This window comes from Corynebacterium sp. HMSC075F02 (assembly GCF_001838335.1).
Lineage (GTDB): Bacteria > Actinomycetota > Actinomycetes > Mycobacteriales > Mycobacteriaceae > Corynebacterium > Corynebacterium jeikeium_D.
Genome location: NZ_KV836314.1, coordinates 327,128 through 350,044 on the forward strand (window position 1 = coordinate 327,128; position 22,917 = coordinate 350,044).

A 22,917-nucleotide genomic window follows, 5' to 3' on the forward strand; every position below is an offset into this window, starting at 1 on the left:
GGAGGGGCTAGTTAGGGGAGCTTGACGACGAATCGTCGTCTTCCGGCATATCGATGACATTTGCGTCATCGAAGGGATTTGAGGTGGTCTCGTTACCGGACTGCGTCGGTGCGTCGGTGTCTTCGGTACTGGCGGCAGAACCGAGCGCGCGCATCTCTGCTTCCTTGAGGGCGCGCTGGCGTTGCTGCTCCTCCCATTTGCGGTTTTGCTCGCGTACAACTCCAGGCTTGTAGACGCGCGGCTTACGCTTGTCAGCGGGTTCTCCAACGCCATTGGCGATGACAACCGCGATCCACGGCATGGGTACGGAGACGACCATGAGAATCGCTGCAATCCACGGCACATCCCACCACAGATAAAAAGCGCCGGAAAGAAGCAGCAGCGGAATGCGAGACCATTGCAGAGCCGCGTAGACGTGGCGGCGGTGGTCATAGTTGCGAATCCGAGAGCCGCGGGCGTCGGTAATCAACGCCGCGTCTTTCTTGCGTCGCCGGGAACTTCCGCGTTTCGGCAGCGCGGAGTCGCGACGGTCATTGATTCGCGCCATGGTTGTCTAGCATACGCCTGTGGCGTGGGGTCGTCTCAACTAGCTATGTCCGTTGCAGCCGCATGCTCGCGTAGTCGTAGCGATGTTGTGGATGGCTGTGGAAGGCAGCAGTCAGCAGCGGCCAGCACCTGGGTCACTGGGCATAATTTGACCGATGGGGCACAATTGGAATCTGTGAGCACTCCATTGAAGACGACAAAGACGATTGAACGCACCGATACCCGCGTCGATGAGTCGACGAGGGACGATACCCCGAAGTTCTTCCATTACGTCAAGAAGGACCAGATCGTGAACTCCGCGGTCAACGGCTCCTACGTCGTTGCTCTGTGCGGTGAAACCTTCCCTGTGAAGAAGTCAGCGAAGCCGGGTTCACCGGTATGCCCTGACTGCGAGCGGATTTACAAGTCCCTGCGTCGCAAGTGAGCGGGCTTCGTAAATGGCAGCAGGAGGCCCTCGACAAATACCTGGCGACTAACCCCAAGGACTTCCTTGCAGTGGCGACACCGGGCGCAGGTAAGACGACCTTCGCCTTGCGTATCGCCAGTGAGTTGCTGTCGCGCCGGATCGTCGAGCGCATCATCGTCGTGGTTCCCACTGAGCACCTGAAAGTGCAGTGGGCTGCTTCCGCTGCTCGTTCGGGGATTGCGTTGGATCCCAAATTCACCAACGCCAAGGGTGTGGTAAACCCCTCCTACCAGGGAATTGTTGTGACCTACGCCCAAGTCGCAGTGCATCCGTTTAAGCACCATGCCGTAGCCACCGCTCGGCCGACATTGGTGATTCTGGACGAGGTGCACCACGGCGGCGATGCCAAGAGCTGGGGCGACGGTATTTCCGAAGCTTACGGCGATGTCGAACGCCGCCTGTGCCTAACTGGTACGCCGTTCCGCTCCGATGACGCAGCGATTCCGTTTGTTCGCTACTCGCCGGACGGCGATGGTTACTCGCGTTCCGTCGCTGATTACACGTACGGCTATTCCAATGCGCTTGCCGACGGCGTTGTCCGCCCGGTGGTCTTTCTGGCTTATTCCGGTGAAGCCCGCTGGCGTGATAGTGCGGGCGATGAGTTTGCTGCGCGTCTGGGCACCGTGATGAGTCCAGAGGAGACCACGCGTGCTTGGCGCACCGCGCTTGACCCAAAGGGCGAGTGGATGCCATCTGTGCTGCGGGCAGCGCACACCCGGCTCTCGCAGATGAGGCAGCATATCCCGGACGCGGGTGGCCTGGTTATCGCCTCCGACGCGGCAACTGCCCGTGCGTACAAACGCATTCTCGAGCAGATTGCCTCTACGCCGGTGGCGTTAGTGCTCTCGGATGAACCGGGCTCGTCGGAACGAATTAAGACTTTCTCCGAGTCCACCGATGAGTGGATGGTGGCCGTGCGCATGGTCTCCGAAGGCGTGGACGTGCCGAGGCTGGCGGTCGGCGTGTACGCGACCAGTTCCTCGACTCCACTATTCTTCGCGCAGGCTATCGGACGATTCGTGCGAAGCCGCATGCCGGGGGAGACCGCTTCGGTCTTCTTGCCGTCGATTCCGGTGCTGCTCGACTTGGCCTCGCAGATGGAGGTGCAGCGCAACCACGTGCTCGGCAAGCCGGATCGGCCTTCGGAAGGCTGGGAGGATGACTTGGTCGCTGAGGCCAATCGCCGCAAGGATGAGCCCGACGAATTGCTGCCGGCCTACGAATCCATTGGCGCGGATGCTGAACTTGACTACCTCATCTACGACGGCTCCTCCTACGGCACCGCAACCGTTGCCGGTTCCGCCGAAGAGGCCGATTATCTGGGTTTGCCAGGGCTTCTCGACGCCGATCAGATGCGACTCTTGCTGCGTCAGCGGCAGGATGAACAGCTTAAAGCCGCCAGTGCCCGAGAGAAGGAAGCCCGCGAGGAGGCGAGGGAATCGTCGTCAAGCGGAGGCGAAGGGGGCGCGGTGCACCGGATTGAGGGATCGGCGTACCCAAGGCCGCAGAAGGTGGCCAGTGAGGTGTTGCCGAAGTTGCGGAAGGAGCTCAATACGCTGGTGTCGATGACAGCGGCGCGAACCGGTAAGCCACATGGTCAAGTGCATAACGAGGTTCGGCGCGCCTGTGGTGGCCCGCCGACTGCGCTATGTACGGAGGAACAGTTGCGTGATCGCATCAGCTACCTGCGTAATTGGTAGGGTTTCAAACGAACTGAGCAATCTATGGTGGAGAGAAGAATGTCGGCAAGCAGTGATAAGTCGAGGCCGTCGGAATTGACCGGCGGTGGTTTGTCAGCTGTACCAGGCAATGACGGTCGGACTATTGGCGTGCTGGCACTGATCTTTGGCGTCGGCGGACTCTTGATGTCCTGGATGATTGTTGGTGGCATCCTCGGTGTCTTTGGCATTGTTCTGGGCATCATCGCGATGGCGAAGGCAATGAGTGCCAAGAAACGCGTGCAGGCAGCCGGGGGAGACGCGGTCATCAGCGGTTCGTTCGGATTGGGCGTGGTCGGCATTGTGACGGGTATTGCAGCCGCCGTGGTATCGCTGATGCTGTATTCGTCGACATCAGATGCGATGTCGAAGTGCGAGAAGTTCGAGCGCACCTCTGGAGAGTATGCCGAGTGCATCTCTAAGCAGATGGGTACTGATCAGCCAAAGAAGCAATCGGAGTGAGTTTGGAAGCGACATCAATGGCGGTCTTACTTTGTGCCCGGAGTTTTCGGTCAATGCCAGATACGCAATCAGGAAATGAGCTAACCCCGTAGTCCACCCCCGAAGCCCAACTGCCTGCAGTTTCGGCCGGGGGTTTCTTAGTGAAATCTCATATTTGGCCGAGTGTTGGTAATGATATTGGTGTCAGAAAGTACCCACATTTGGCATCCCCACATGCGGTAAACGTTTGAACATGCGTGCAATACAGGATGTCTGCTGATTATTAAATAGGAGCGTGAATCGTGGCAGCGACATCTACGCGCGATAACTCCCCGGAACTGTCACCTGGCCAACAAGACCGTGGATACCTCAGCCGGGAGCTTTTCCGTAAGCGCACCGGTCTAGGACTCGGTATCATCCTGGCCCTGCTCGTGTACTTCTTTATGCCGGCTGAGCTCGATCACAACCTGCGTGCAACCGCAGGTGTAGCAGTGCTTATGGCCGTGTGGTGGATGTCCGAGGCTATCCCGATTGCCGTTACGGCTCTGCTGCCGCTGGCTCTATTCCCGATTCTCAACCTCGCGGAGATTAAGGATTTCTCGGGCAAGTACACAGACCCGACCATCTTCCTCTTTATGGGCGGCTTCCTGTTGGCGCTGGCGATGCAGCGTTGGAACCTCCACAAGCGCGTCGCATTGTGGGTTCTGGTGCTCATGGGGTCGTCACCAAAAATGCTGATTCTCGGCTTCATGGTGGCTACTGGCTTCCTGTCGATGTGGGTCTCCAACACGGCCACGGCCGTGATGATGCTGCCAATCGGTGTGTCCGTCCTGAGCCTCATTGTCCGAATGCTGCACGATGAAAAGGTTCCTGCAGAGGATACGGGCTCTGCGAGTGAATCCGTCGCTGAAACCCCCGGTGGGGATGCGCTGGAGGAGGCCGAGGAGTCGTCGTCAAGCTATGACCCGATGCCAAAGTCAAACTTCGGTATCGCGCTGATGCTGGGTATCGCTTACGCGGCATCGATTGGCTCGCTGGGCACGATTATTGGTACTCCGCCGAACGCGATGCTGGCGGCCTACATGGCGGAGCAGGGTGTCAACATTGGGTTCGGCCAGTGGATGCTGCTGGGTGTCCCGGTGGCGGTTGTGCTCATGCTCTGTGCATGGTTTTTGCTGACAAATGTTCTGTTTAAGCCGGAGATTACGCATATTCCAGGTGGGCGCGAACTCATGCGTGACGAGTTGAAGCGCCTTGGCCGTATGTCGACTGGAGAGCGCCGAGTGCTCCTAGTGTTTATCGCGGCGGCACTGGCGTGGGTCTTTGTTCCGGTGCTGCTGCCCGACACCAAGATTGCCGATGCGGTTATCGCAATGACCGTGGGTATTGCGTTGTTCCTTATTCCGGGTGGCCCTAATGGCGTGAAGCTCATGCGCTGGGAAAATGCGTTGGAGCTGCCGTGGGGTGTGCTGCTGCTGTTCGGTGGTGGCCTGGCGCTGTCCTCGCAGTTCGGTGCCTCTGGGCTGTCGGACTGGATTGGCGAGCAGCTGTCTACTCTCGGCTGGATGCCAGTGGCTGCACTCGTGGTTGTCGTCGGCGCCGTTGTGCTGTTCCTGACCGAGTTCACCTCTAACACCGCGACGGCCGCGACCTTCCTGCCGCTGGTTGGTGCGATGGCAATCGGTCTGGGCCACGACCAGATGATCTTCGCAGTTCCAGTTGCACTGGCAGCTACTTCGGCATTCATGATGCCGGTTGCAACACCGCCGAACGCCATCGCCTACGGCTCCGGCTACGTCAGCATGGACAACATGGTCAAGGCCGGTGTTTGGCTGAACGTCGTCGCACTGATCGTGATTTCTGTGGCATCGCTGACGCTGCTGCAGTGGGTATTCGGCGTCGTGTACTAGCTGGGTAGGTAGTAGCCCGTAGTGGATGGTGGGCCAGTGTGCTGAACCACCATCGGGCTTCTCCGCCTAGCGTTGCTCAGATGCTCCTTCGCCCCGTTCCACTTTGGTGGTTCGGGGCTTTTGGCTGCAAATGTGAAACTGTGTGAGTTTATGACACTTTCAGGCCATTTTTGAGGTCATTTTTGACATAAACGCAGTCAGTAACTCACTAGCGCTGACACCAAAAGAAAAACCGGGCTCGAATAAGGTGTGAAACCTCATTCAAGCCCGATTCTCTGGGTCTAGCTGTTAGCCCCTGAACAACTCCAGGTTAAAGCTTTACTCCAAGTAGTCGCGCAGCACCTGCGAGCGCGACGGGTGACGCAGCTTGGACATCGTCTTGGACTCAATCTGACGGATGCGCTCGCGTGTCACACCGTAGACCTGACCAATCTCGTCCAGGGTACGTGGCATGCCGTCGGTAAGGCCGAAGCGCAAGCGGACGACACCGGCTTCACGTTCGGAGAGAGTCTCCAAGACGTCGCCAAGCTGATCCTGGAGGAGCGTGAAGCTGACGGCGTCCACGGCGATAACTGCCTCGGAGTCCTCGATGAAGTCACCGAGCTGAGAGTCACCCTCGTCGCCGATGGTCTGGTCCAGGGAAATCGGTTCACGAGCGTACTGTTGAATCTCGAGAACCTTTTCCTCTGTGATGTCCATTTCCTTGGCGAGCTCTTCCGGGGTGGGCTCGCGGCCCAGATCCTGAAGCAGTTCACGCTGGATACGACCGAGCTTATTAATGACCTCGACCATGTGAACCGGAATACGAATGGTTCGAGCCTGGTCGGCCATTGCACGAGTAATGGCCTGGCGAATCCACCACGTTGCGTAGGTGGAGAACTTGTAGCCCTTGGTGTAGTCGAACTTCTCGACGGCGCGAATCAGGCCGAGGTTGCCCTCCTGAATCAAGTCGAGGAAAGCCATGCCACGGCCGGTGTAGCGCTTTGCCAGGGACACCACAAGACGGAGGTTGGCTTCGAGCAGGTGATTCTTGGCGCGCTGACCGTCACGAGAAATCTCGCGCAAGTCGCGCTTCTGAGCGTAAGCGATGCGCTCGCCGGCTTCCTTGGCCTCGTCAATCTTGTACTGCGCGTACAGACCGGCCTCGATGCGCTTTGCCAGACTGACTTCTTCCTCGGCAGTCAGCAGCGCGACCTTACCAATCTGCTTGAGGTAGGCGCGGACAGAGTCGGCGGAGGCGGTGAGGGCAGCATCTTTGCGGGCCTGACGCAGACGAGCGGACTCGTCCTCGTTCCAGACCTCGTCGCCCTCGTCCTCTTCATCCTCGTCTTCGTCTTCGTCCTCGTCGTCCTCTTCTTCATCATCGTCGAGGTCGTCGTCTTCGAGGTCGTCATCATCCAGATCGTCGTGAAGATCATCGTCTTCGAGATCATCATCCAGATCCGGGTCGTAGTCCTGCTCCTGCTCCAAGTCGTGGTCGAGTTCCTCGTCCTCGAGCTCTTCGTTCTCAGTTGCGTCGAGAGCCTGCGCGTCCTTCGCCTTCGCTGCAGCAGCCTTGGCCGCGGTGGCCTTCGCAGCCGTTGTCCGCTTAGTTGCCTTCTTGGCGGCGGCCTTACGCGTGGTCTTCTTAGCGACGGACTTCTTGGCCGCCTTCTTCACGGTCTTCTTGGCCGCTGCCTTCTTAGCGGTCGTCTTCTTCGCCGCAGTTTTGGTAGCAGCCGTCTTTTTGGCAGCAGTTTTCTTCGCGGCAGTCTTCTTTGCCACGGTCTTCTTCACTGCCTTCTTGATGGCCTTCTTTACAGCCTTCTTTGCAGGAGTAGCTGAACCGGTGCCACTCCCGGTGGATTGGTCCTGAGCTTGCCCCAGTTCGTTGCCTGCCACGAACGCCCTTTCACGATGTACGTTGTGTGCGCCGCCAAAGCCGCCGCCAGCTTCTCTCGGTCGAAGAGAAGCTCAACGCGCCAGTGGTGCGCCTTTACTTCGTCTATAGCCAACTAGCCGAATGGAAAACATTCAGAGCTGACCTTTTCGTGCCACGGTCATCAGTGTTGCTTTCTGGCTCCTAGCGAAGAAGTAATCGGTGAAAATCCTCATCGAAGCAGTGCGCTGGAATTCGATTTTCCCAATCCTCCTCGAGCCTGTTGATTATTCAACCTTGCCGTGAGTCAACTTCTTATTGTAAACCAATTCTTAAAATCGCCGCCACGGGGCATGGCTTCAAGCACGTGTCACGCCCGACACGTAGCTACCAATCCCCATATAAGAAATGAAAGTGGTTAAGGGTAAAGTCCCTGGTCAGCTGCAAAGGCGGCGCCAGCAATACCCGCATTATTATCCAAACTTGCGGGGACAACTGGAGTCTTACATGTCAACAGCGGAATCCACTTTTCGTGTTCGCGACTGATTCCGCCGCCGACGATGATCCGTGACGGCCAAAACAGCGCCTCGTAGGTCTTAAGCACCTTGCTCACGCGCTCAGCCCACTCTTCGAAGCCGAGCCCCTCCACATCCTTAACTCTCGCGGATGCAAAGTGTTCGGCCTCCATGCCATCAATGATGAGGTGGCCTAACTCCGAATTGGGGTAGAGCAGTCCGTCATGAATAAGCGCGGAGCCGATGCCTGTACCAAAAGTTAGCAACAACACGGCGCCTGTCTTATTGCCCGGATCGCCAAACTGGACTTCAGCGAGGCCGGCAGCGTCAGCGTCGTTAAGCACGTGCGCCTTGTTGTTGGGCAGGTATTTAGCGAAGAGCTCTTGGCAGTTCGTATTAACCCAAGAACCGTCAATATTGGCGGCCAGCAAGGCAATCTGATTCTGTACGACGGACGGAATCGTGATGCCGACATCGGAATCCCACTTCGCAATGTCCACAATTTCTGCAATGGTCTCCGCAACCGCTTCCGGAGTTGCCGGCTGTGGCGTGAAAATTTTAATGCGGTCGCCAATAAGCTGCCCAGTTTCAAGGTCTACGCGGCCACCCTTGATTCCAGAGCCTCCCACGTCGATGCCAAATCCAATTCGTTGTCCCATAGCTCAAATTGTACGAAACAGACACAATGGGGGCATGAGCAATAACTCGCATGGCACCGAACAACTCGCTAACAGCGCGGATAATAGGGGGTCTGCTGCACCGAATAGCCCCGGGTCCGTGCGGCCCAGCGTCGGGGAATTGCGTGACCGCGCGGTACTTATCGCCCGCGCAGCCGCGGCGCACATCGCCAGTCGTCGGGTCGAACTCGGCTCCGATGGCGTTTTAGCAAGTTCCGAAACGAAGTCCTCAGCTGTTGACCCCGTCACCGTCGTCGACCGTGAATCTGAGGAGCTCATTCGTTCGCTTATCAAGACGTTTAGCAGCTCTGACCGCATTTTGGGCGAAGAAGGCGGGCTTGACGACGGCGCGAGTTCCCCAGCGCAGGCTGCCAACGAGGGCGAAGCGGTGACCTGGATTGTAGACCCCATTGATGGCACGGTGAATTTCCTTTACGGCCTGCCCAATTGTGCCGTGAGTATCGCTTGCGCCGTAGGCGATGAGGTAGTGGCGGGTGCAGTGGCAAATGCGTCCTCGGGAGAGATTTACAGTGCAGCTAAGGGAGAGGGCGCTCAGGTTTCTCGACGGGACGGCACTGTGCAGACGCTTAGTTGTTCCCCAACGGCCGAGCTGGAAAAGACACTTGTGGCAACGGGATTCAGCTATTCCGCTAGTCTCCGGCAGGTGCAGGGCCGGATAGCGTCGCAGTTGCTGGGGGAGTGTCGAGATATTCGGCGCATGGGATCGGCGGCGCTGGATTTGTGCATGGTGGCGCACGGCCGTGTTGATGCGTATTACGAACACGACATCAAGGTTTGGGATTATGCAGCTGGTGCTCTGATTGCGGCTGAAGCAGGCGCAAGGATTAGGGTCCCGGAATTCACTCAGTGTGCCAACGTTACTGGCCGGCCGGAGGGAGACCCGCTCGACTTTGGTGTCGGTGCGGCGAACTCTGAAGTTGCCGATGCGTTCTTCGAGGCATTGGATGGTGCTATCGCGAAGGCTAGGAATTAGTGCGTCGGTCTAGGAGCAGGTGCTCGAGCCTAACGAGCTCAAACCCTCTAGGTCGGCTTGTTCGCCACGGTTCAATGCGGACATCGTTTCCTCAACCTGGCTGGCTACTTCGAGATCCTTAAACCCCTTACCCAACGACACATCGACGGTTGCATCCGGCCGACCATCGTGGATGAGCTCAAAGCAGGGGAAAAGAGCGTGAAGCGCCGCGGCGTGGCCATTGAAGTCCTCGCCATAACGCAGCTGGCCGAAGCAACCGAGGTCTTGGTTTTCCACAATAGGGTCGTTGCCGTAGGGAACCTGCTCATCGAGGACAAAATCGAGCTGCCGCAATTGCTCGGCGACGGTTGTAGCCTGGCCGACTTTGCCGTTGGCATTATAAACGCGCACATGAACATCCGACGGTGGAACGACGTGCTCTCCGATTAGCGTGGTGGAGGAAACAGGGGCCCCAGCCGCGGGGAGGGAACAGGACACCGGATAACTTGCCGGTTGGCTGCGGAATGCCAATACCCACAACGTAGCGGCAATCACTACAGCAACGACGGAAACCACCACGTAGGGAACAATTTTTCGTCGATGTGATGTGCTCGAAGTGCTCGCGGGGCCTGAACTCATAGCCATCATGTTATCCTCTCCTCGGCTTATGGGCATAGAAACCTATTCTGACCTGCAGAGATGACAGATTGCGTGAATTGCCTTAATATCCGCTGAGAAAGGCGCTGGAGAGTACAGGGTGTCAATCGTCTCAACGCGTTGTATTCTCCGAGAAAAAGTCAGTTCACAATGTCTAGCAAAGGTCCAGAAAGAAGGTTTGGGACATGGCTGTAAACTACGATGCCCCGCGTACTCGTGAAACCGAAGAGCTGGAGACCGATTCCCTCGAGGGCCTTCAGGCTGCATCTGCTGAGAAGGAAATCGACGACACTGACGACGGCGAAATTGTTGAGCCGTTCGAGTTGCCGGTTGCCGACATCGCGGGTGAAGAATTCGATATGGATGTTGCCCCGAAGGGGGAGGATGAATTCACCTGTGGCTCCTGCTTCATGGTGATGCACCGCTCAATGATCGCAATCGATAACGGCGATGGATTCCCCATCTGTCAGGACTGTGCCTAATCCCCGCACAGCCGGGATAGCTTCCTAGGAAAAAGGAAAACCGCCACTACCACGGTTCTGGCGGCGCTGGGGCCGTCGGCAAGCGTGTAGCGGCGGTGAGAGATTTGACCTAGCGGTCGAAGAGACTGTCAAGCAGTGCCTCGGGGTGGCGGGTGGAGACCAGCCAATAGGGGGTGGGGTCGTCCGGATCGTCGAGGACTAGCAGCACCATCGTGGGAATCCACGTGTGTGTAACCAGGAACGCTGCTGGATCGAGCTGACGGCCCAACGCATTGCGCTGCGCGGACTTCGGGACCACCAGGGATTTGGCAACAACCGATGCTGGCAAAACTGCCGTGCCAGCGTGAAGCCAGCGTTCACCAGTGCTGTCCACTTCCACGGACACCGTGGTCTTCGACATAGTCAACAGCACCCACACGCCCACGGCCAGACAAATAATGCCGCCGATGACAAGCCAAAACGGTGAACGGTTAAAGCCAATCTGGGCCGTGCATACAAAAACGGCAGCAGCGCCGAGTACCCAGAACCACCAGGGAACCCAGAGCTTTTCGGAATAGACAATCGATGAATCTCCGCTCGAGCTCATTGCTATTGCCGCACCTTCAGAGACGGATGCTGAGCTGTCGTCGCGACGAGGCTGCAGGTTATCTTTTCCACTCACGGTTATCCATTCTAGGGCACGGCTATGCTCGGTACTGACAAGGCCGAAGTGCGGTTCTTAAAAGACGCGACAGCGAAGGATATACAAAGAGATGACTTATGCCCCGGTGCAAGTGAAAAAGCTCGCTAAAGACGCTGTGATTCCCCAGCGTGCGCATGCCGATGATGCCGGTGTGGATTTGAGCTCAGTGGAGGATGTCATCCTAGCACCAGGGCAGCGGGCGCTCGTGGGAACCGGTATTGCCATTGCTTTGCCGGCGGGCACAGTGGGATTGGTTCATCCTCGCTCCGGATTGGCTTTCAAAAAGGGGCTGTCCATCGTCAACGCTCCCGGCACGATTGATGCCGGTTACCGTGGTGAGCTTAAAGTCTGCCTGATCAACTTGGACCCGACCAATGCGGTGGAGATCGCCAAGGGCGATCGAATTGCCCAATTGGTTGTGCAGAAGGTCGAGCTCAGCCCGCTGGTGGAAGTCGATGAGCTCGATGAAACTGAACGCGGCGTGGGAGGTCACGGGTCAACCGGAGTGTCCACGACGCTTTAAAACGCCTCTGACAGCGCGGGGACCCTACCAAGTGTGGTTCAATGCGTGAAGAGCTCAATAAAGCGTTTACAAAAGCGTATACAAAGATTTCTTTTTAGCGAGGTGTCAATAAACCACCATGTGGCCATTTGGAAAGAAGAACCAGCCAGAAGAACCAGCTGCTGAGGCAGAGACCGTTGCCACCGACTCTGCGGCGCCAGCTTCTGAGGAGGCTACCGCAACCGTGCATGACGACGCGTCGGAAACCGCCGCGGAGAACGCACCAGCAAACGGCCCCTTCGATATCAACAGCGCTAGCCCGACGCAGTTTGATTTTTCGGACTTCGCGAAGGCCAGCCTGAACCTCGGTTCGATGCTGCTGCCTATTCCTCACGTTGGTGATATTCAGGTGGAGATGGGGCCGACAGGTCCAACCATGCTGCACGTCGCCACTGAGCATGGCCGCGTAACTCCTGTAGCATTCGCTGCTCCGACGTCGGGTGGCCTCTGGGAGGAGTCCGCTCAGGAAATCAAGGACGGTCTTGAGTCCGATGGCCTCGATGTCCATGTCGAGCAGGGGCCGTGGGGTTCTGAGGTCGTAGGTCGCACCTCCGATATGGAAATGCGAATCATCGGCGCCGACGGCCCGCGTTGGATGCTTCGCATGACGGCCTCCGGTCCGGCTGATCGGGCGGAGGAACTTGCGAATCTCGCCCGCGGTCTCCTTGCCCGTAGCTTCGTCTCTCGCGGTGAGAACCCGATGCCAGCAGGTCAGCCGCTTCCGGTTACGCTGCCGTCCCAGATGGCCGAGCAGATTCGTCAGGCATACCAGCAGCAGACCCAGGCTGCTCAAGCTGAAGGTGAACCTGGACAGGTGCCAGGCGCTACTGGTATCAACCCGGATGGTTCCACCAATTAGTTTGGTTAACCCGCCAGCAGAGAGAGGCTAGCTGCTTGACAAGGTAGAAGAGGATCTGCAGGTGCCACTGTGCACTGCCCGCCGCCGTCACCCGACGGCGGCTTTTCTCTTGTCAGCGGGTAGTATCACACTGCGTGAACATCGAAGTGACTATTGACCGTCCCGCTGCCGGCGGAGAATTCATTGCCAGCTATGACGGACGTATCGGTTTCGTCACCGGCGGTATCCCCGGCGAACGCGTTGTTGTCGAAATTGCCAAACCTGATGCCAAGCTTTGGCGCGGCAATGTCGTTGAGGTTCTGGATGCCTCAGAGCATCGAATTTCGCAGCGTTGCGAAGCAGCTCAGCAGGGCGCGGGCTGTTGCGACTGGGGTTTTATTGATCCTGAGCACGCGGCGCGTCTCAAGGCTGATGTCTTGACCGATTGCCTGCGCCGTCTTGGACGTTTCACCGCCGACGAGCTGCCAGCTATCGATGTTCTTCCACTGGCTCCGACCTCCCGTTGGCGCACGCGCGTGCGGCTGGGTGTGGATTCCCAGGGACGAGCGGGATTACGTCGTTCCCGTTCCCACGAGCTCGTCATCGGCTCCGAGTGCGTCCAAACAGTTCCCAATCTCATCGCTGGCTTTTCGACGGCCGGAACCATCCCTGTTGCTAAGCCTGCTCGCGGTCGAGGGAGCAAGAAGCCGAAGCCAGGAGAACTCCATGTGGCCATGGACACGGAGGGTAACCGAAGTGCTGTATACGTTTCCGGCAGCGGCAGGAACCGCACGCAAACGTTGATTGAAGGCGAGCCAACTACACAGCACACCGTTCACGGAATTACTTTCGATGTGCCGACGACCGGTTTTTGGCAAGCCCATTGCCATGCCCCTGAGTTCTATGGATCGCGCATCATCGACCTGTTGGTTGGTCAGTCTTTCTCCTGCGGTTGGGATCTTTACGGTGGCGCAGGCGTTCTGTCGGCGGCACTGCGCAAGCTAGTTGACGCAGAGGGTTCAATTCTCTCTGTCGAGGGTTTTGCCGCGGCCGCGACGGCGGGGCGCAAGGCTTTCACTGCAGCTGACCACAGTGGAAATGCGTCGCCTGCGGCACCAGTCCGGTTCGTAACCGGGGATGTCACCAAGGTAGTGCGCCGCGAAGTTGCTAATGCGGAAACACCAAACCCGGATATCGTCGTTCTCGACCCTCCGCGCTCCGGTGCTGGTAAGGATGCCATTGCCGCTATTGCTGAGGCAAAGCCACGCACGGTCGTACATTTCGGTTGCGATCCGGCGACTTTTGCCCGCGATGCCCGGTACTGGGCTGACTATGGCTACGCGTTCAAACACCTCGAGGTCGTGGACGCATTTGGTCTAACGCATCACTTTGAAACCATCGCGGTGCTGGAGCAGCTGTAGCTAGAGTGGCTGCCGCATGGGCGCAAGAACGTTGGCGCCGATCACGTCGGCAAGCAAATGTGCCTGCCATGGGCGGAAACCCTGTTCCCTGAGGTGAGCGGAGATTTCTGTAACGGCTGGCAGGCCGCCAGCGTAGTTGTCGTGGTGGCGGAATACGAATGAGCCGACTGCGCGACTGTGAATCCACCACACCAGTTCACGTGTCTGCGCGGAAGTGATGAGTGTGTCTTTGCGCAGGTGTATTTGGGCACAGACGTTGTCGATGCAGTCTCGCGTGGTTTCGAAAATCTCGGCGGCTTGTGGGGCATGTTCAGCCCAACGGCGAAAGTGGGGCATCTGGTTGGGAGCCTGCTTCTGGGGCTTCGGCCATGACGACCTGGGTTCCTGACGGGCTTCATTAACGACCTTCAACCAAGCGTCCGCGGCACCGCGACGGCGACGTGGAAATCCACGGATTGCAGTTAGTTCACGCTGCGTACCGGGGAGTTGTTCTGCGATTGTACGTAGAACGCTGTGACCCATGACGTGTGTTGGGGAGACATCACGGCGCTGCGCGATTTCGTCACGCTCAGTCCACAGTGCACGGGCGACGTGAAGTTGTTCGGGAGTGCGCAGCTTCCCAATCCCTTTGAGCCCCTGCCACGAGTGTCCGACGTGCAGACCATCGAGGTATTTACGGTTTAGAGCGAGTTCGCGTTCGCATTCCTGTTCCAGCCATTCCAAACGGTCGAGCTCAGTCAGCGCCTGACAAAGAACCTCGGCGAGTTCGATGAGCAGCTCGACATCCAAGGCTGCGTAGTCCAGCCAATCTGCTGGCAGTGGACGAGTAGACCAATCCTCTCGACCGTGCCCCTTGGCAAGTCCAACTCCGAGGAGTCGCTCTGTCAGAGCTGCTAAGTTGACTCGCTCCAGGCCGAGAAGGCGGCCGGCCAGCTCAGTGTCAATGACTTTGGTGGGGTAGAGACCCAGAGCTGCGAGGCAGGGAAGGTCAGAATGAGCGGCGTGAATAATCCAGGTCAGGTCGTTGACTGAGGAACCGAAAACGGCCATCGCCTTGCGACCATCTTCGGGATCGATGAGAAAGGTGCCCGCTCCACGGCGGCGAAATTGAAGCAAGAAGGCGCGGTCGTCGTAGCGATATGCCGAAGCTCGTTCAGTATCGACTGCGAGCCAACCGTGTCCTTTGGCCAGCTGCTCACCGGCGTCAATAATGTCGTCGATGGCAGAAAGCACGCGTGGAGTTCCCTCGGCTGGGGCAAGTCTTACTTCTACGTCGGGACTAGTTTCCACGTCGGAGCTCATCGCACGCCTCTTCGGTCGTCGGTATCAGCAGTCGCCGGTATCAGCCCAGCAGGGAAACGCCGACGGGTGGCAGACCAGCGACGTTCGCTAGTACCTGAGCGAAGGATTCAACGTGGGTGCGCAGGTCGGTGCCACGAGCAGTCCACGATGCGCGCATTTCTAATTGAAAGGCCTGTGGCTTGCCGCCGATCTCGCCATAGCGGACAGAGTTCGTAGTAGTCACCGTGCCACCCAAGTTCGACAGTTCGGCGTTGTTCTCAGCCAGAGCCTCGGTGAGCCATTGCCAGGCAACCTGGGGAAGCAGCGGATCTTCCGCGAGGGAGGCGTCCATATCCGCCTGGATGTATGCAACCAAGCGCATGTCACCGTCCCAGGTTTCCTCACTGCGGGGGTCATGGAGCAAAATTAAACGACCAAAGGCATCGTCGTCCGAGGACTCGGGGACGATATCAGCTTCGGGCTGCGTGACCTCAAGCGAGACAGCGTGGCTAAACGGTGCCAGCTTCTGCGGTGGCCGAACGGTGCCCAGAGCAATCTCAGGTCGCAGTTCAGCAGAGTGCATTGACTGGACCGCGGCGCGGAAGTTCTGTGGCATTGAATCGGTTCCATTCACGCGCCTGAACTTAGCCATATGACGCTTGCGTTAGTGGGAGGCGCGCCGAAAAGAGTGGGAAGCGACCAAGCGGTTCGTCGAAAACGCACAGCAGGGCGAGCGATTTCCCTGTTCTTAGTACCCCACACATCAATTTCTAAGGTAAGTGGGGCATGATTGTCCGTATGAACAATCGTCGCACTTTGACTGATGCCCCGATTCTTGATGCAGCTTACGGTCGAACTCCGTCGCGCCGCCCGGTGTGGTTTATGCGGCAAGCCGGTCGTTCACTGCCTGAATACCGTGAGGTGCGCAAGGACATCGGTATGTTGGACTCCTGTTTCCGTCCGGAACTGCTCGCTGAGATTACTATGCAGCCGGTACGTAGGCACGACGTTGATGCTGCGATTCTTTTTTCCGATATCGTCGTGCCGCTGAAGGCTGCGGGTGTCAACCTGGATATTGTTCCTGGCCGCGGTCCAGTAATGGATACTCCGGTGCGCTCGGAAGCAGACATCAAGGCTCTACCGGAAGTCACGGAAGAGCAACTCGCTCCGGTGGCCGAGGGTATCGGCCTCATTCTGCAAGAGCTGACTGATACCCAGGCACTCATTGGTTTCGCCGGTGCACCGTTCACCTTGGCGTCGTACCTGATTGAAGGCGGTCCATCCCGCAATCACGAGCGCACTAAGGCGCTGATGCACTCGGACCCTGAATTGTGGGATCACCTGATGCAGAAAATCACTCCGATGGTGATTGCTTTCCTGCGCGCGCAGATTGGCGCTGGTGTGGACGCTATTCAGCTCTTCGACTCCTGGGCTGGCTATCTCACCGAGCGTGATTACCGCCGCTTTGTGTTGCCGTACTCGAAGGAAATCTTCCAGGCTGTCGCCGACGCCGGCATTCCGCGCATCCACTTCGGTGTGGGCACCGGCGAGCTTCTCGGTGCGATGGCTGAAGCCGGCCCAGAAGTCATGGGCGTCGACTGGCGCGTGCCACTGGACGTTGCTGCCAACCGCATTCGTGCCACGCTTTCCGACGTTCACCGAGGCGCAGACCCGGCGGAAAACAGCCTTGCATTGCAGGGCAACCTTGACCCGGCGATTCTCTTTGCCGGTGAAGATGCAATGACCCAAGAGATTCAGCGCATCTGCTCTGAGACGGACCGTGCAATTAAGCGTGGTGACGCCCGTGGACATATCTTCAACTTGGGTCACGGGGTGCTACCGAATACCGATGCCGACGCGATTACGCGCGCCGTTGAGATCATTCACGCAACGTAAAAGCCGACGCAACAGGCGTGTAAAACACGCACTAGCTAATTTCCTACAAGTCTTATCGACCGTGCCCGCTCGAGGCGCGGGCATAGAGAAAGCGTACGAAATACCGTGGTTGCACAACCTTCTACCATTGCCGTCATAGGTGGCGGTATCTCCGGCCTGAGCGCAGCGTATGAGTTGCGTAAAAAGCTCGGACCCGCCGCAAGAATAATTGTCATCGAGTCCAGTGCACAGGTCGGCGGCAAGCTGAAGACTCGAACAGGAACTAACGGCCCTCTCGAAGCGGGCGCTGAGGCGTACCTGGCGTTCCGTCACGATGCCACCGATTTTTTCAAGGAACTCGGGTTGGCAGATCAGCTAGTCGCCCCTTCGGGGCTGCCTTCCAAGCTCTACATTGGCGGTGAACTCAAGGACCTTCCGCGTAACACGGTCACCGGTATTCCAGGAAGTTCAGAAGGGTTGGGCTACCTCCTCAGCGAGGCCACCCTCGCCAAGATTGATGCCGAGTCGAACCCCGAGCTCACTCCAGCCTTGCACTGGGTACTGGGTGACGACATGAATGTCGGCCAGCTGGTCGCGGCGCGGCTCGGTGAGGAAGTCGTTGACCGCATCGTCTCCCCGCTGCTCGGAGGCGTCTACTCAACCACCGCATACGACCTGGGCCTGCGTGCGACCATCCCACAGTTGGCGGCAGCGCTTGATGAAATGGCTAGTGTCGGTGATCATGTCAGCCTCACCGGCGCTGTCCAGCGCGTTCTGGAAGCACGTAAGCAGGCGCAGCAGGCGCGTCTGAGCAGTGAGGCTGCGACAGACTCGACGAAGACGAATCGACCGGTGGTCTTCCAAACGTTCCGCGATGGCTTCGAGGTTCTCTACAACACGCTTGTCGACGAATCGGGAGCCGAACTCCTCTTGTCGACGAAGGCTACTGGTCTGCGGCAGCATGACAATGGCTTTGAGGTCACTGTGGAACTGCCGTCGGAAAGCGGCACGAGCGTTAGCACTATCGACGTCGACGGCGTTGTCGTGGCGGCACCTTCTGCAACCACATCGGAGCTGTTGAGCAATCTTGCGCCAGAGGCGGCCGAGCTCATTGGTGGGGTAGACACGTCGAACTCGGCGGTGGTCGGTATGTGTTTCGACTCGTCGGAAGGACTGCCGGAGATTAACGGCGTGTTGTGCGAGATTGGTGCTGACCTGTCCGCGAAAGCTTTTACAGTGTCGTCCCGGAAGTGGCCACATATTGGTGAGCGCTACGGTGCCGTTGTGAGGGCAAGCTTCGGCCGTTTTGATGATGACTCGCACGTGCATCGTAGCGACGAGGACCTCATCGCCAGGGCAAAGGCGGATTTGGCTAAGGCGACTGGCTTTGATGCTGAACCGACTGCGGTTTTCGTCCAGCGTTGGTGGGCGGGGATTCCACGCTTCGATATGGGGCATGGCGGCCTGATGGATTTTGCTCGCCAGGAATTGGCCGAGGTGCCTAAGCTTGCAGCAACGGGGGCGTGGCTCAGTGGCCCGGGCATTCCGGAATGTATCTCCAACGCCAAGGCTGCGGCCAGCAAGATTGCTGCGGAGCTGGCATAAAGCTGCGAGATTGGTGCTGAGTACGAAACTGGCGCTGACCCATCGTTTTTAAACAAACCTTTCAACCGAACTAGGAGACAACTAATGACCAAGCTCGATTTCAAGAAGCTCAACGACACCATCCGCTACACCATGTGGTCTGCCTTCAAGGTGACCCCAGGTGCACTCGGTGATAACCGCGAAGAGGCAGTGGCTAAGACCAAGGAATTCCTGGCTCGTTACGAAGACACTGATCTGATCATCCGTGGTTTCTACGATGTTTCGGCCATGCGTGCTGAAGCCGACTTCATGTTCTGGATCCACGCAGAGAAGCTGGAAGACCTGCAGGCGTTCTACAACGCCTTCCTGCGCGAGACTCCGCTGGGCAAGGCATCCACTCCGCACTGGTCGAACGCTGCGCTGCACCGTCCAGCTGAGTTCAACAAGTCGCACCTGCCGTCGTTCATCATGGGTGAAGAGCCGGGACGATGGATTGCGGTTTACCCCTTCGTTCGTTCCTACGACTGGTACCTGCTGGAGCCGACCGAGCGACGCCGCATCCTTGCTGAACACGGTATGGCCGGTCGTGACTACCCGGATGTGCGCGCCAATACTGTCCCGGCGTTCGCACTCGGTGACTACGAGTGGATCCTTGCATTCGAGGGGCCGGAGCTCGACCGCATTGTGGACTTGATGTGGAAGATGCGTTACACCGAGGCTCGTCTGCACGTCCGCGAAGAGATTCCGTTCCACACGGGACGTCGCGTCGATGACATCGCAGAGATCATCAACGTTCTGCCGTAGCTCACGCAATCAACGAGAGAATCAGCAGCGCCGCTGGTCAAGCCCCGTTAACTGACGGGATTTTGACCAGCGGCGCTGCTTCTCTATCTAGTTATTCAGCCGTCTTGTCCGGTTCGAGCGTGAGTGAAATTGAATTGATGCAATAACGCAGGTCGGTCGGAGTATTGTATCCCTCACCCTCAAAGACGTGGCCGAGGTGAGACTTGCAACGACTGCACAGCACTTCGGTACGGACCATACCGAGGCTGGTGTCTCGGCGCTCAATAATCCGGTCTCCAGCTAGTGGAGAGAAGAAGGATGGCCAACCGCAGTGAGAGTCGAACTTCTCGTTCGACCGAAACAGCTCGTAACCACAGGCCCGGCAGCGGTAGACACCTTGAGTCTTGGTATCGGTGTACTCACCGGTGAAGGCGCGTTCAGTACCTGCCTGACGCAAAACCTGGTACTCCGCGGCACTGAGGCGTTCGCGCCATTCTTCTTCGCTCAGATTCCAGTCTTCGCTATGCGAATCAACCATTCTGAATAGCCTCCTCAGACTTGAGATCAGATTCCTGATTAGACTTCCTGCCTGCTATCTTCCAGTCGCTCAGCCAGCTGAAGCCGGATGCAAAGCTACGCCCATTGACGGCATCCACAATCGTCATTCGAATGAGTGCTGCCGTGATGGAGAGAATAAGAACGGCCCATCCAATACCGCCGATTGCAACCGTGAACCACGGGAAAAAGAGGTCATCTTCATCAATCCACCAATTGGCGTAGAAGAAACAGAGTACGACTCCGAGTCCTGCGCCCCAATTCAACATGACTGTCGAACCAATATTTCCTTCATTGTCGCGAGCCAAAACCAATGGGCGAAGCACGGTGAGAACCATTGGCAAGAGCGTCATCGAGTAGTACTGCTGGCCCAGGCTGGAAAGGAAGAACGCGCCGGTGAAGAGAACTCCGGAAGTCGTAGCAATCCAGAATATCTCATCCCTTTCGAGCCAGCGAAGAAGGAGCACGACGGATACCAAGACGAAAATGCCGAAAAAGATCTGCCACAGCAAAATCAGGGTCGGATGGGCACCTAGCCAAACAAGCTGTCCAGTCAGTGAAGCATTTGCAAAGTCACGGACAACTCCCAGGTAGGGGACGGTGATATCTAGGTAGTCACGTGGTTGGACCATGAGCGGCCACGCAATGACATTGGCTGCAATTACCACTCCGATACTGGTCAGTACCGTAGAGAACTGCCTGCGCATGAACGGTAGGAACAGCATTGGCAAGAAAACAGGTTTAATGGTGATTGCGATACCGATGATCAGGCCGGCCAGGATATTGCGCCGCTCGGTCAGAGCAATAAAAAACAGCACTAATGCAAGGAAGAGTGAACCGTTGACGTTCGTAAAATCAAGGGTGTTGGTAACGGGTTCCGTGAGGTAGAGCAGTGCTATCGACGCTGGAATGATGGGGCCAGAGCGCGCAATACCAAGCCACCTCAGCAGCAATACAATTGCCGCAATGATTGCAGCTGACTGAAACACCGCAAACCAGATTCGGCCCGATTCAAGCGAGCCGAACAAATCAATCGGGGCTAAAAGTAGGGTAGCGCCTGGGGAATACAGATAGTGCGGATCGGCTGTTACGTAGTCTTCCGAATAAACGGGTACCTGCGATACGAATCGATTAATTGCCGACCAGACGGTCGTAAAGTCATCTGTGCCAGAAACGTCTTTCGGCAAAACCCAGGTGCGGTGAAAAATCACCACAGCTGCGATAGGCCACAAGAAAGCGCTGAGTCCTCGCGACACGTGCCGAGACAGAGGGCGTGGAGCCACCGAATTTGTCTCTGGCGTGTCCTTGGACGTTTGCGTTAATGCCGTTGCGCTTGCGCTCACGTCGATTTTTGGTTTACTCACAATACTCCACCCTACTGGGTGAAGCTGCGGGAATAGCGTAGGAAGATGTGTGAGTCGGAACGTAGGATATCCCGCACTTCAAAAGCCTGCGGGTTCGTCGAGTTCCCGTCATCATCAGGGTCGTTCTCGCCGAAAGCCAGGGGACCGTTACCCACCCACATCGGCGACAACGTCAGGAACAGTTCGTCGACGCACCCCTTTTTGAATGCTTCTCGATACATCGTCGGTCCACCCTCTACGACAATGTCCCGATACCCATGTTCAGCCAGCCAGGTTAACGCCGCTTTTACCGAGGGGTTAGGGAGCTTAACGACGCGAGCCCCGGCCGACTCCATCTTTTTAGCTTTGTTCTTGTGAGCGGTCTTTGCTCCTTCATCATTAAAAGCGTCCTCAGTCGGGGTGAAGATTATCGGAGGATTGACTTCTGCATTCGCGAAAAAGTCGGATTCTATATCTAGATCCAACGAGCGCGAAAGTGTGGACATCGCCACGTGCTCGGAGCGACCTAGCTTCTGTCGAACGGCCTCTAGGTACTCCGGTATCTCAACTGGCCCGTACCCCTCGGACGCAATGGTGCCTGTACCAACGAAAACGACGTCGGCAAGCGCGCGAAGCGTGTTGAAAACCGTGGCATCGGTGTCGTTGCCAAGCTGGCCCGAGGTGCCTTCGACGGCGCCGCGTCCGTCCAAGCTGGTGACGGCGATGGCCGTGACGGTGGAGGTGTTGTGAGACGCCGCCGCTGTATCATGTGTCGTTTGCGCAGGTCGAGAAAGAAACTGCAGAATTTCGTCGGTCGATGGGCTTACGGAGGTGAGTGTAGCCATACCGCCGAGGTTAAGCCGACGATTGCAGAATAGGCAAGGCCTGGCTTATAAGGGAAGTGTTATAATCGTTGTCATTTATAAGGATTGGACTTATAGTAGGGGCATGCGACTAACAGATACTCTTGAGAAGGCATTCAACGACCAGATCACTATGGAGCTCACCGCTTCCCACGTCTACCGCCAGCTGGCAATCGAACTGGACCTGCTGGATTTCTCCGGCATGGCAGAGTGGATGCGTGCACAGGCGGATGAGGAAGTTGATCACGCGAATCAGTTCATCGCACACCTCGATGCTCGCGACAACCACCCGCAGATTGGTGCTGTCGACGCACCGGAGGTGAAGGTCACTTCCGCAATCGATGCATTCCGCATTGCTCTCGAGCATGAAGAGAAGGTTTCGGCATCTATCCGTAACCTCCGCAAGCTTGCTGATAGCGAGGGTGATCTCGACTCCCGCCCGCTGCTGGACAGCTTCGTGGTTGAGCAGATTGAGGAAGAGGACACCGTGCGTGGCATCATCGGTCGCCTGGAGATCGTTGGCGACAACGGTGCTGGCCTGCTGCGTATCGACCGGGAGCTTGGCGCTCGCGACGCAGCTTAATATCGAGCTCGGTTCGCAGTTTGGATAGAAATGACCGCCCTGGGGCTAACTGCCTAGGGCGGTCATTTCTATTTAGCTGGGGTATCAATTGATGGGCTTGGCGTCCAGCCAAACCGAAATTCGGGGAGCTGTCATGGGCTGACCGTCCATAGCATTTAGACGAGCGAGCTGCTCAGCAAAGCTCGCCGAATTGGAAAACCTGCCAGCCGAGACGCCCGCCGGACAATATTTTTCCTGCTTAACCCGGGGGAGCGGTAGGACTCGATGAAATTGGGGGTTAAGTAGCAAAAAGTGTGTCCGCTCG

General features: G+C 57.4%; 23 protein-coding genes. 13 read left to right on the forward strand and 10 right to left on the reverse strand.

Features of this window, described 5'->3' with window-relative positions:
- Positions 1-7: 7 nt before the first annotated feature.
- Positions 8-547 (reverse strand): DUF3099 domain-containing protein, encoded by a 540-nt coding sequence (locus HMPREF2920_RS09060; RefSeq protein ID WP_016422647.1) that lies wholly within the window; start codon positions 545-547, stop codon positions 8-10.
- Between the two features lie 174 nt (positions 548-721).
- Here HMPREF2920_RS09060 and HMPREF2920_RS09065 point away from each other — a divergent pair, with 174 nt between their 5' ends.
- The 4 genes from HMPREF2920_RS09065 (at position 722) to HMPREF2920_RS09080 (ending at position 5,081) form a co-directional block, all read left to right on the forward strand.
- Entirely contained in the window at positions 722-970 is a 249-nt protein-coding gene (locus HMPREF2920_RS09065) for a DUF3039 domain-containing protein (RefSeq protein ID WP_005509477.1), read from the forward strand.
- Complete coding sequence (locus HMPREF2920_RS09070; protein ID WP_048733265.1) at positions 967-2,712, forward strand: DEAD/DEAH box helicase; 1,746 nt, start codon at positions 967-969, stop codon at positions 2,710-2,712. Before HMPREF2920_RS09065 ends, HMPREF2920_RS09070 begins: the two co-directional genes overlap by 4 nt.
- Positions 2,713-2,751: 39 nt before the next feature.
- Complete coding sequence (locus HMPREF2920_RS09075) at positions 2,752-3,192, forward strand: hypothetical protein (RefSeq protein ID WP_016422649.1); 441 nt, start codon at positions 2,752-2,754, stop codon at positions 3,190-3,192.
- A gap of 281 nt (positions 3,193-3,473) precedes the next feature.
- The gene (locus tag HMPREF2920_RS09080; protein WP_070549534.1) at positions 3,474-5,081 is read left to right on the forward strand and encodes an SLC13 family permease; all 1,608 of its coding nucleotides are present in this window, start codon (positions 3,474-3,476) and stop codon (positions 5,079-5,081) included.
- Positions 5,082-5,399: 318 nt separating this feature from the next.
- Here the strand turns inward: HMPREF2920_RS09080 and HMPREF2920_RS09085 are convergent, their stop codons facing one another.
- Positions 5,400-6,962 carry an RNA polymerase sigma factor gene (locus HMPREF2920_RS09085; protein WP_016422651.1) on the reverse strand — a complete coding sequence of 521 codons (1,563 nt, stop codon included), beginning with the start codon at positions 6,960-6,962 and terminating at the stop codon, positions 5,400-5,402.
- A gap of 395 nt (positions 6,963-7,357) precedes the next feature.
- Positions 7,358-8,113: a polyphosphate--glucose phosphotransferase gene (gene ppgK, locus HMPREF2920_RS09090; RefSeq protein ID WP_042388657.1), complete on the reverse strand. Its 756-nt coding sequence runs from the start codon at positions 8,111-8,113 to the stop codon at positions 7,358-7,360.
- A 34-nt stretch (positions 8,114-8,147) separates the two neighbouring features.
- Between ppgK and HMPREF2920_RS09095 the strand changes: the two genes are divergently transcribed.
- Complete coding sequence (locus tag HMPREF2920_RS09095) at positions 8,148-9,125, forward strand: inositol monophosphatase family protein (protein WP_016422653.1); 978 nt, start codon at positions 8,148-8,150, stop codon at positions 9,123-9,125.
- 9 nt (positions 9,126-9,134) lie between these two features.
- Here HMPREF2920_RS09095 and HMPREF2920_RS10655 read toward each other — a convergent pair whose 3' ends face one another.
- Positions 9,135-9,743 (reverse strand): LytR C-terminal domain-containing protein, encoded by a 609-nt coding sequence (locus tag HMPREF2920_RS10655; protein WP_160310020.1) that lies wholly within the window; start codon positions 9,741-9,743, stop codon positions 9,135-9,137.
- 203 nt (positions 9,744-9,946) lie between these two features.
- On the opposite strand from HMPREF2920_RS10655, the gene HMPREF2920_RS09105 reads away from it, so the two are divergent.
- A complete protein-coding gene (locus HMPREF2920_RS09105; protein WP_016422655.1) occupies positions 9,947-10,243 on the forward strand; it encodes a DUF4193 family protein in 297 nt (98 codons plus the stop codon).
- A 109-nt stretch (positions 10,244-10,352) separates the two neighbouring features.
- Here HMPREF2920_RS09105 and HMPREF2920_RS09110 read toward each other — a convergent pair whose 3' ends face one another.
- Positions 10,353-10,829 (reverse strand): DUF3093 domain-containing protein, encoded by a 477-nt coding sequence (locus tag HMPREF2920_RS09110; protein WP_070549532.1) that lies wholly within the window; start codon positions 10,827-10,829, stop codon positions 10,353-10,355.
- 166 nt (positions 10,830-10,995) lie between these two features.
- Here HMPREF2920_RS09110 and dut point away from each other — a divergent pair, with 166 nt between their 5' ends.
- The 3 genes from dut (at position 10,996) to HMPREF2920_RS09125 (ending at position 13,746) form a co-directional block, all read left to right on the forward strand.
- The gene (gene dut / locus HMPREF2920_RS09115; protein WP_016422657.1) at positions 10,996-11,448 is read left to right on the forward strand and encodes a dUTP diphosphatase; all 453 of its coding nucleotides are present in this window, start codon (positions 10,996-10,998) and stop codon (positions 11,446-11,448) included.
- A gap of 118 nt (positions 11,449-11,566) precedes the next feature.
- Positions 11,567-12,346: a DUF3710 domain-containing protein gene (locus HMPREF2920_RS09120; RefSeq protein WP_049173039.1), complete on the forward strand. Its 780-nt coding sequence runs from the start codon at positions 11,567-11,569 to the stop codon at positions 12,344-12,346.
- Between the two features lie 134 nt (positions 12,347-12,480).
- The gene (locus HMPREF2920_RS09125) at positions 12,481-13,746 is read left to right on the forward strand and encodes a class I SAM-dependent RNA methyltransferase (RefSeq protein WP_016422659.1); all 1,266 of its coding nucleotides are present in this window, start codon (positions 12,481-12,483) and stop codon (positions 13,744-13,746) included.
- Here HMPREF2920_RS09125 and HMPREF2920_RS09130 read toward each other — a convergent pair whose 3' ends face one another.
- Positions 13,747-15,048 carry an HRDC domain-containing protein gene (locus tag HMPREF2920_RS09130; protein ID WP_016422660.1) on the reverse strand — a complete coding sequence of 434 codons (1,302 nt, stop codon included), beginning with the start codon at positions 15,046-15,048 and terminating at the stop codon, positions 13,747-13,749.
- A 40-nt stretch (positions 15,049-15,088) separates the two neighbouring features.
- Positions 15,089-15,643, reverse strand: coding sequence for a DUF3000 domain-containing protein (locus HMPREF2920_RS09135; protein WP_016422661.1), 555 nt, complete (start codon positions 15,641-15,643; stop codon positions 15,089-15,091).
- A gap of 170 nt (positions 15,644-15,813) precedes the next feature.
- Between HMPREF2920_RS09135 and hemE the strand changes: the two genes are divergently transcribed.
- The 3 genes from hemE (at position 15,814) to hemQ (ending at position 19,290) form a co-directional block, all read left to right on the forward strand.
- Positions 15,814-16,923: a uroporphyrinogen decarboxylase gene (hemE, locus tag HMPREF2920_RS09140; protein WP_016422662.1), complete on the forward strand. Its 1,110-nt coding sequence runs from the start codon at positions 15,814-15,816 to the stop codon at positions 16,921-16,923.
- A 105-nt stretch (positions 16,924-17,028) separates the two neighbouring features.
- Positions 17,029-18,507, forward strand: coding sequence for a protoporphyrinogen oxidase (hemG, locus tag HMPREF2920_RS09145; protein ID WP_049189729.1), 1,479 nt, complete (start codon positions 17,029-17,031; stop codon positions 18,505-18,507).
- A gap of 84 nt (positions 18,508-18,591) precedes the next feature.
- Positions 18,592-19,290: a hydrogen peroxide-dependent heme synthase gene (hemQ, locus tag HMPREF2920_RS09150; protein ID WP_049173031.1), complete on the forward strand. Its 699-nt coding sequence runs from the start codon at positions 18,592-18,594 to the stop codon at positions 19,288-19,290.
- A gap of 91 nt (positions 19,291-19,381) precedes the next feature.
- On the opposite strand, the gene msrB is transcribed toward hemQ, so the two are convergent.
- The 3 genes from msrB to HMPREF2920_RS09165 form a co-directional block, all read right to left on the reverse strand.
- Positions 19,382-19,807: a peptide-methionine (R)-S-oxide reductase MsrB gene (gene msrB, locus HMPREF2920_RS09155; protein ID WP_048733231.1), complete on the reverse strand. Its 426-nt coding sequence runs from the start codon at positions 19,805-19,807 to the stop codon at positions 19,382-19,384.
- The gene (locus HMPREF2920_RS09160) at positions 19,800-21,056 is read right to left on the reverse strand and encodes a glycosyltransferase family 87 protein (protein WP_070827430.1); all 1,257 of its coding nucleotides are present in this window, start codon (positions 21,054-21,056) and stop codon (positions 19,800-19,802) included. The genes msrB and HMPREF2920_RS09160 overlap by 8 nt, the downstream gene beginning before the upstream one ends.
- A 143-nt stretch (positions 21,057-21,199) precedes the next feature.
- On the reverse strand, positions 21,200-22,012 hold the full coding sequence (locus HMPREF2920_RS09165; protein WP_049189727.1) for a dihydrofolate reductase family protein: 813 nt from the start codon (positions 22,010-22,012) through the stop codon (positions 21,200-21,202).
- 103 nt (positions 22,013-22,115) lie between these two features.
- Here HMPREF2920_RS09165 and HMPREF2920_RS09170 point away from each other — a divergent pair, with 103 nt between their 5' ends.
- Positions 22,116-22,613 (forward strand): ferritin, encoded by a 498-nt coding sequence (locus HMPREF2920_RS09170; RefSeq protein ID WP_070438323.1) that lies wholly within the window; start codon positions 22,116-22,118, stop codon positions 22,611-22,613.
- Positions 22,614-22,917 lie beyond the last annotated feature (304 nt).

What these genes read in the sequence shown, in the direction of transcription:
- HMPREF2920_RS09120 (WP_049173039.1), top strand. Translation starts at nt 11,567, where the DNA reads ATGTGGCCATTTGGAAAGAAGAACCAGCCAGAAGAACCAGCTGCTGAG.
- HMPREF2920_RS09110 (WP_070549532.1), bottom strand. Translation starts at nt 10,829, where the DNA reads ATGAGCTCGAGCGGAGATTCATCGATTGTCTATTCCGAAAAGCTCTGG.
- HMPREF2920_RS09135 (WP_016422661.1), bottom strand. Translation starts at nt 15,643, where the DNA reads ATGCCACAGAACTTCCGCGCCGCGGTCCAGTCAATGCACTCTGCTGAA.
- HMPREF2920_RS09060 (WP_016422647.1), bottom strand. Translation starts at nt 547, where the DNA reads ATGGCGCGAATCAATGACCGTCGCGACTCCGCGCTGCCGAAACGCGGA.
- HMPREF2920_RS10655 (WP_160310020.1), bottom strand. Translation starts at nt 9,743, where the DNA reads ATGAGTTCAGGCCCCGCGAGCACTTCGAGCACATCACATCGACGAAAA.
- ppgK (WP_042388657.1), bottom strand. Translation starts at nt 8,113, where the DNA reads ATGGGACAACGAATTGGATTTGGCATCGACGTGGGAGGCTCTGGAATC.
- HMPREF2920_RS09165 (WP_049189727.1), bottom strand. Translation starts at nt 22,012, where the DNA reads ATGGCTACACTCACCTCCGTAAGCCCATCGACCGACGAAATTCTGCAG.
- HMPREF2920_RS09095 (WP_016422653.1), top strand. Translation starts at nt 8,148, where the DNA reads ATGAGCAATAACTCGCATGGCACCGAACAACTCGCTAACAGCGCGGAT.
- HMPREF2920_RS09170 (WP_070438323.1), top strand. Translation starts at nt 22,116, where the DNA reads ATGCGACTAACAGATACTCTTGAGAAGGCATTCAACGACCAGATCACT.
- HMPREF2920_RS09130 (WP_016422660.1), bottom strand. Translation starts at nt 15,048, where the DNA reads ATGAGCTCCGACGTGGAAACTAGTCCCGACGTAGAAGTAAGACTTGCC.
- HMPREF2920_RS09105 (WP_016422655.1), top strand. Translation starts at nt 9,947, where the DNA reads ATGGCTGTAAACTACGATGCCCCGCGTACTCGTGAAACCGAAGAGCTG.
- msrB (WP_048733231.1), bottom strand. Translation starts at nt 19,807, where the DNA reads ATGGTTGATTCGCATAGCGAAGACTGGAATCTGAGCGAAGAAGAATGG.
- dut (WP_016422657.1), top strand. Translation starts at nt 10,996, where the DNA reads ATGACTTATGCCCCGGTGCAAGTGAAAAAGCTCGCTAAAGACGCTGTG.
- hemE (WP_016422662.1), top strand. Translation starts at nt 15,814, where the DNA reads ATGATTGTCCGTATGAACAATCGTCGCACTTTGACTGATGCCCCGATT.
- HMPREF2920_RS09075 (WP_016422649.1), top strand. Translation starts at nt 2,752, where the DNA reads ATGTCGGCAAGCAGTGATAAGTCGAGGCCGTCGGAATTGACCGGCGGT.
- hemQ (WP_049173031.1), top strand. Translation starts at nt 18,592, where the DNA reads ATGACCAAGCTCGATTTCAAGAAGCTCAACGACACCATCCGCTACACC.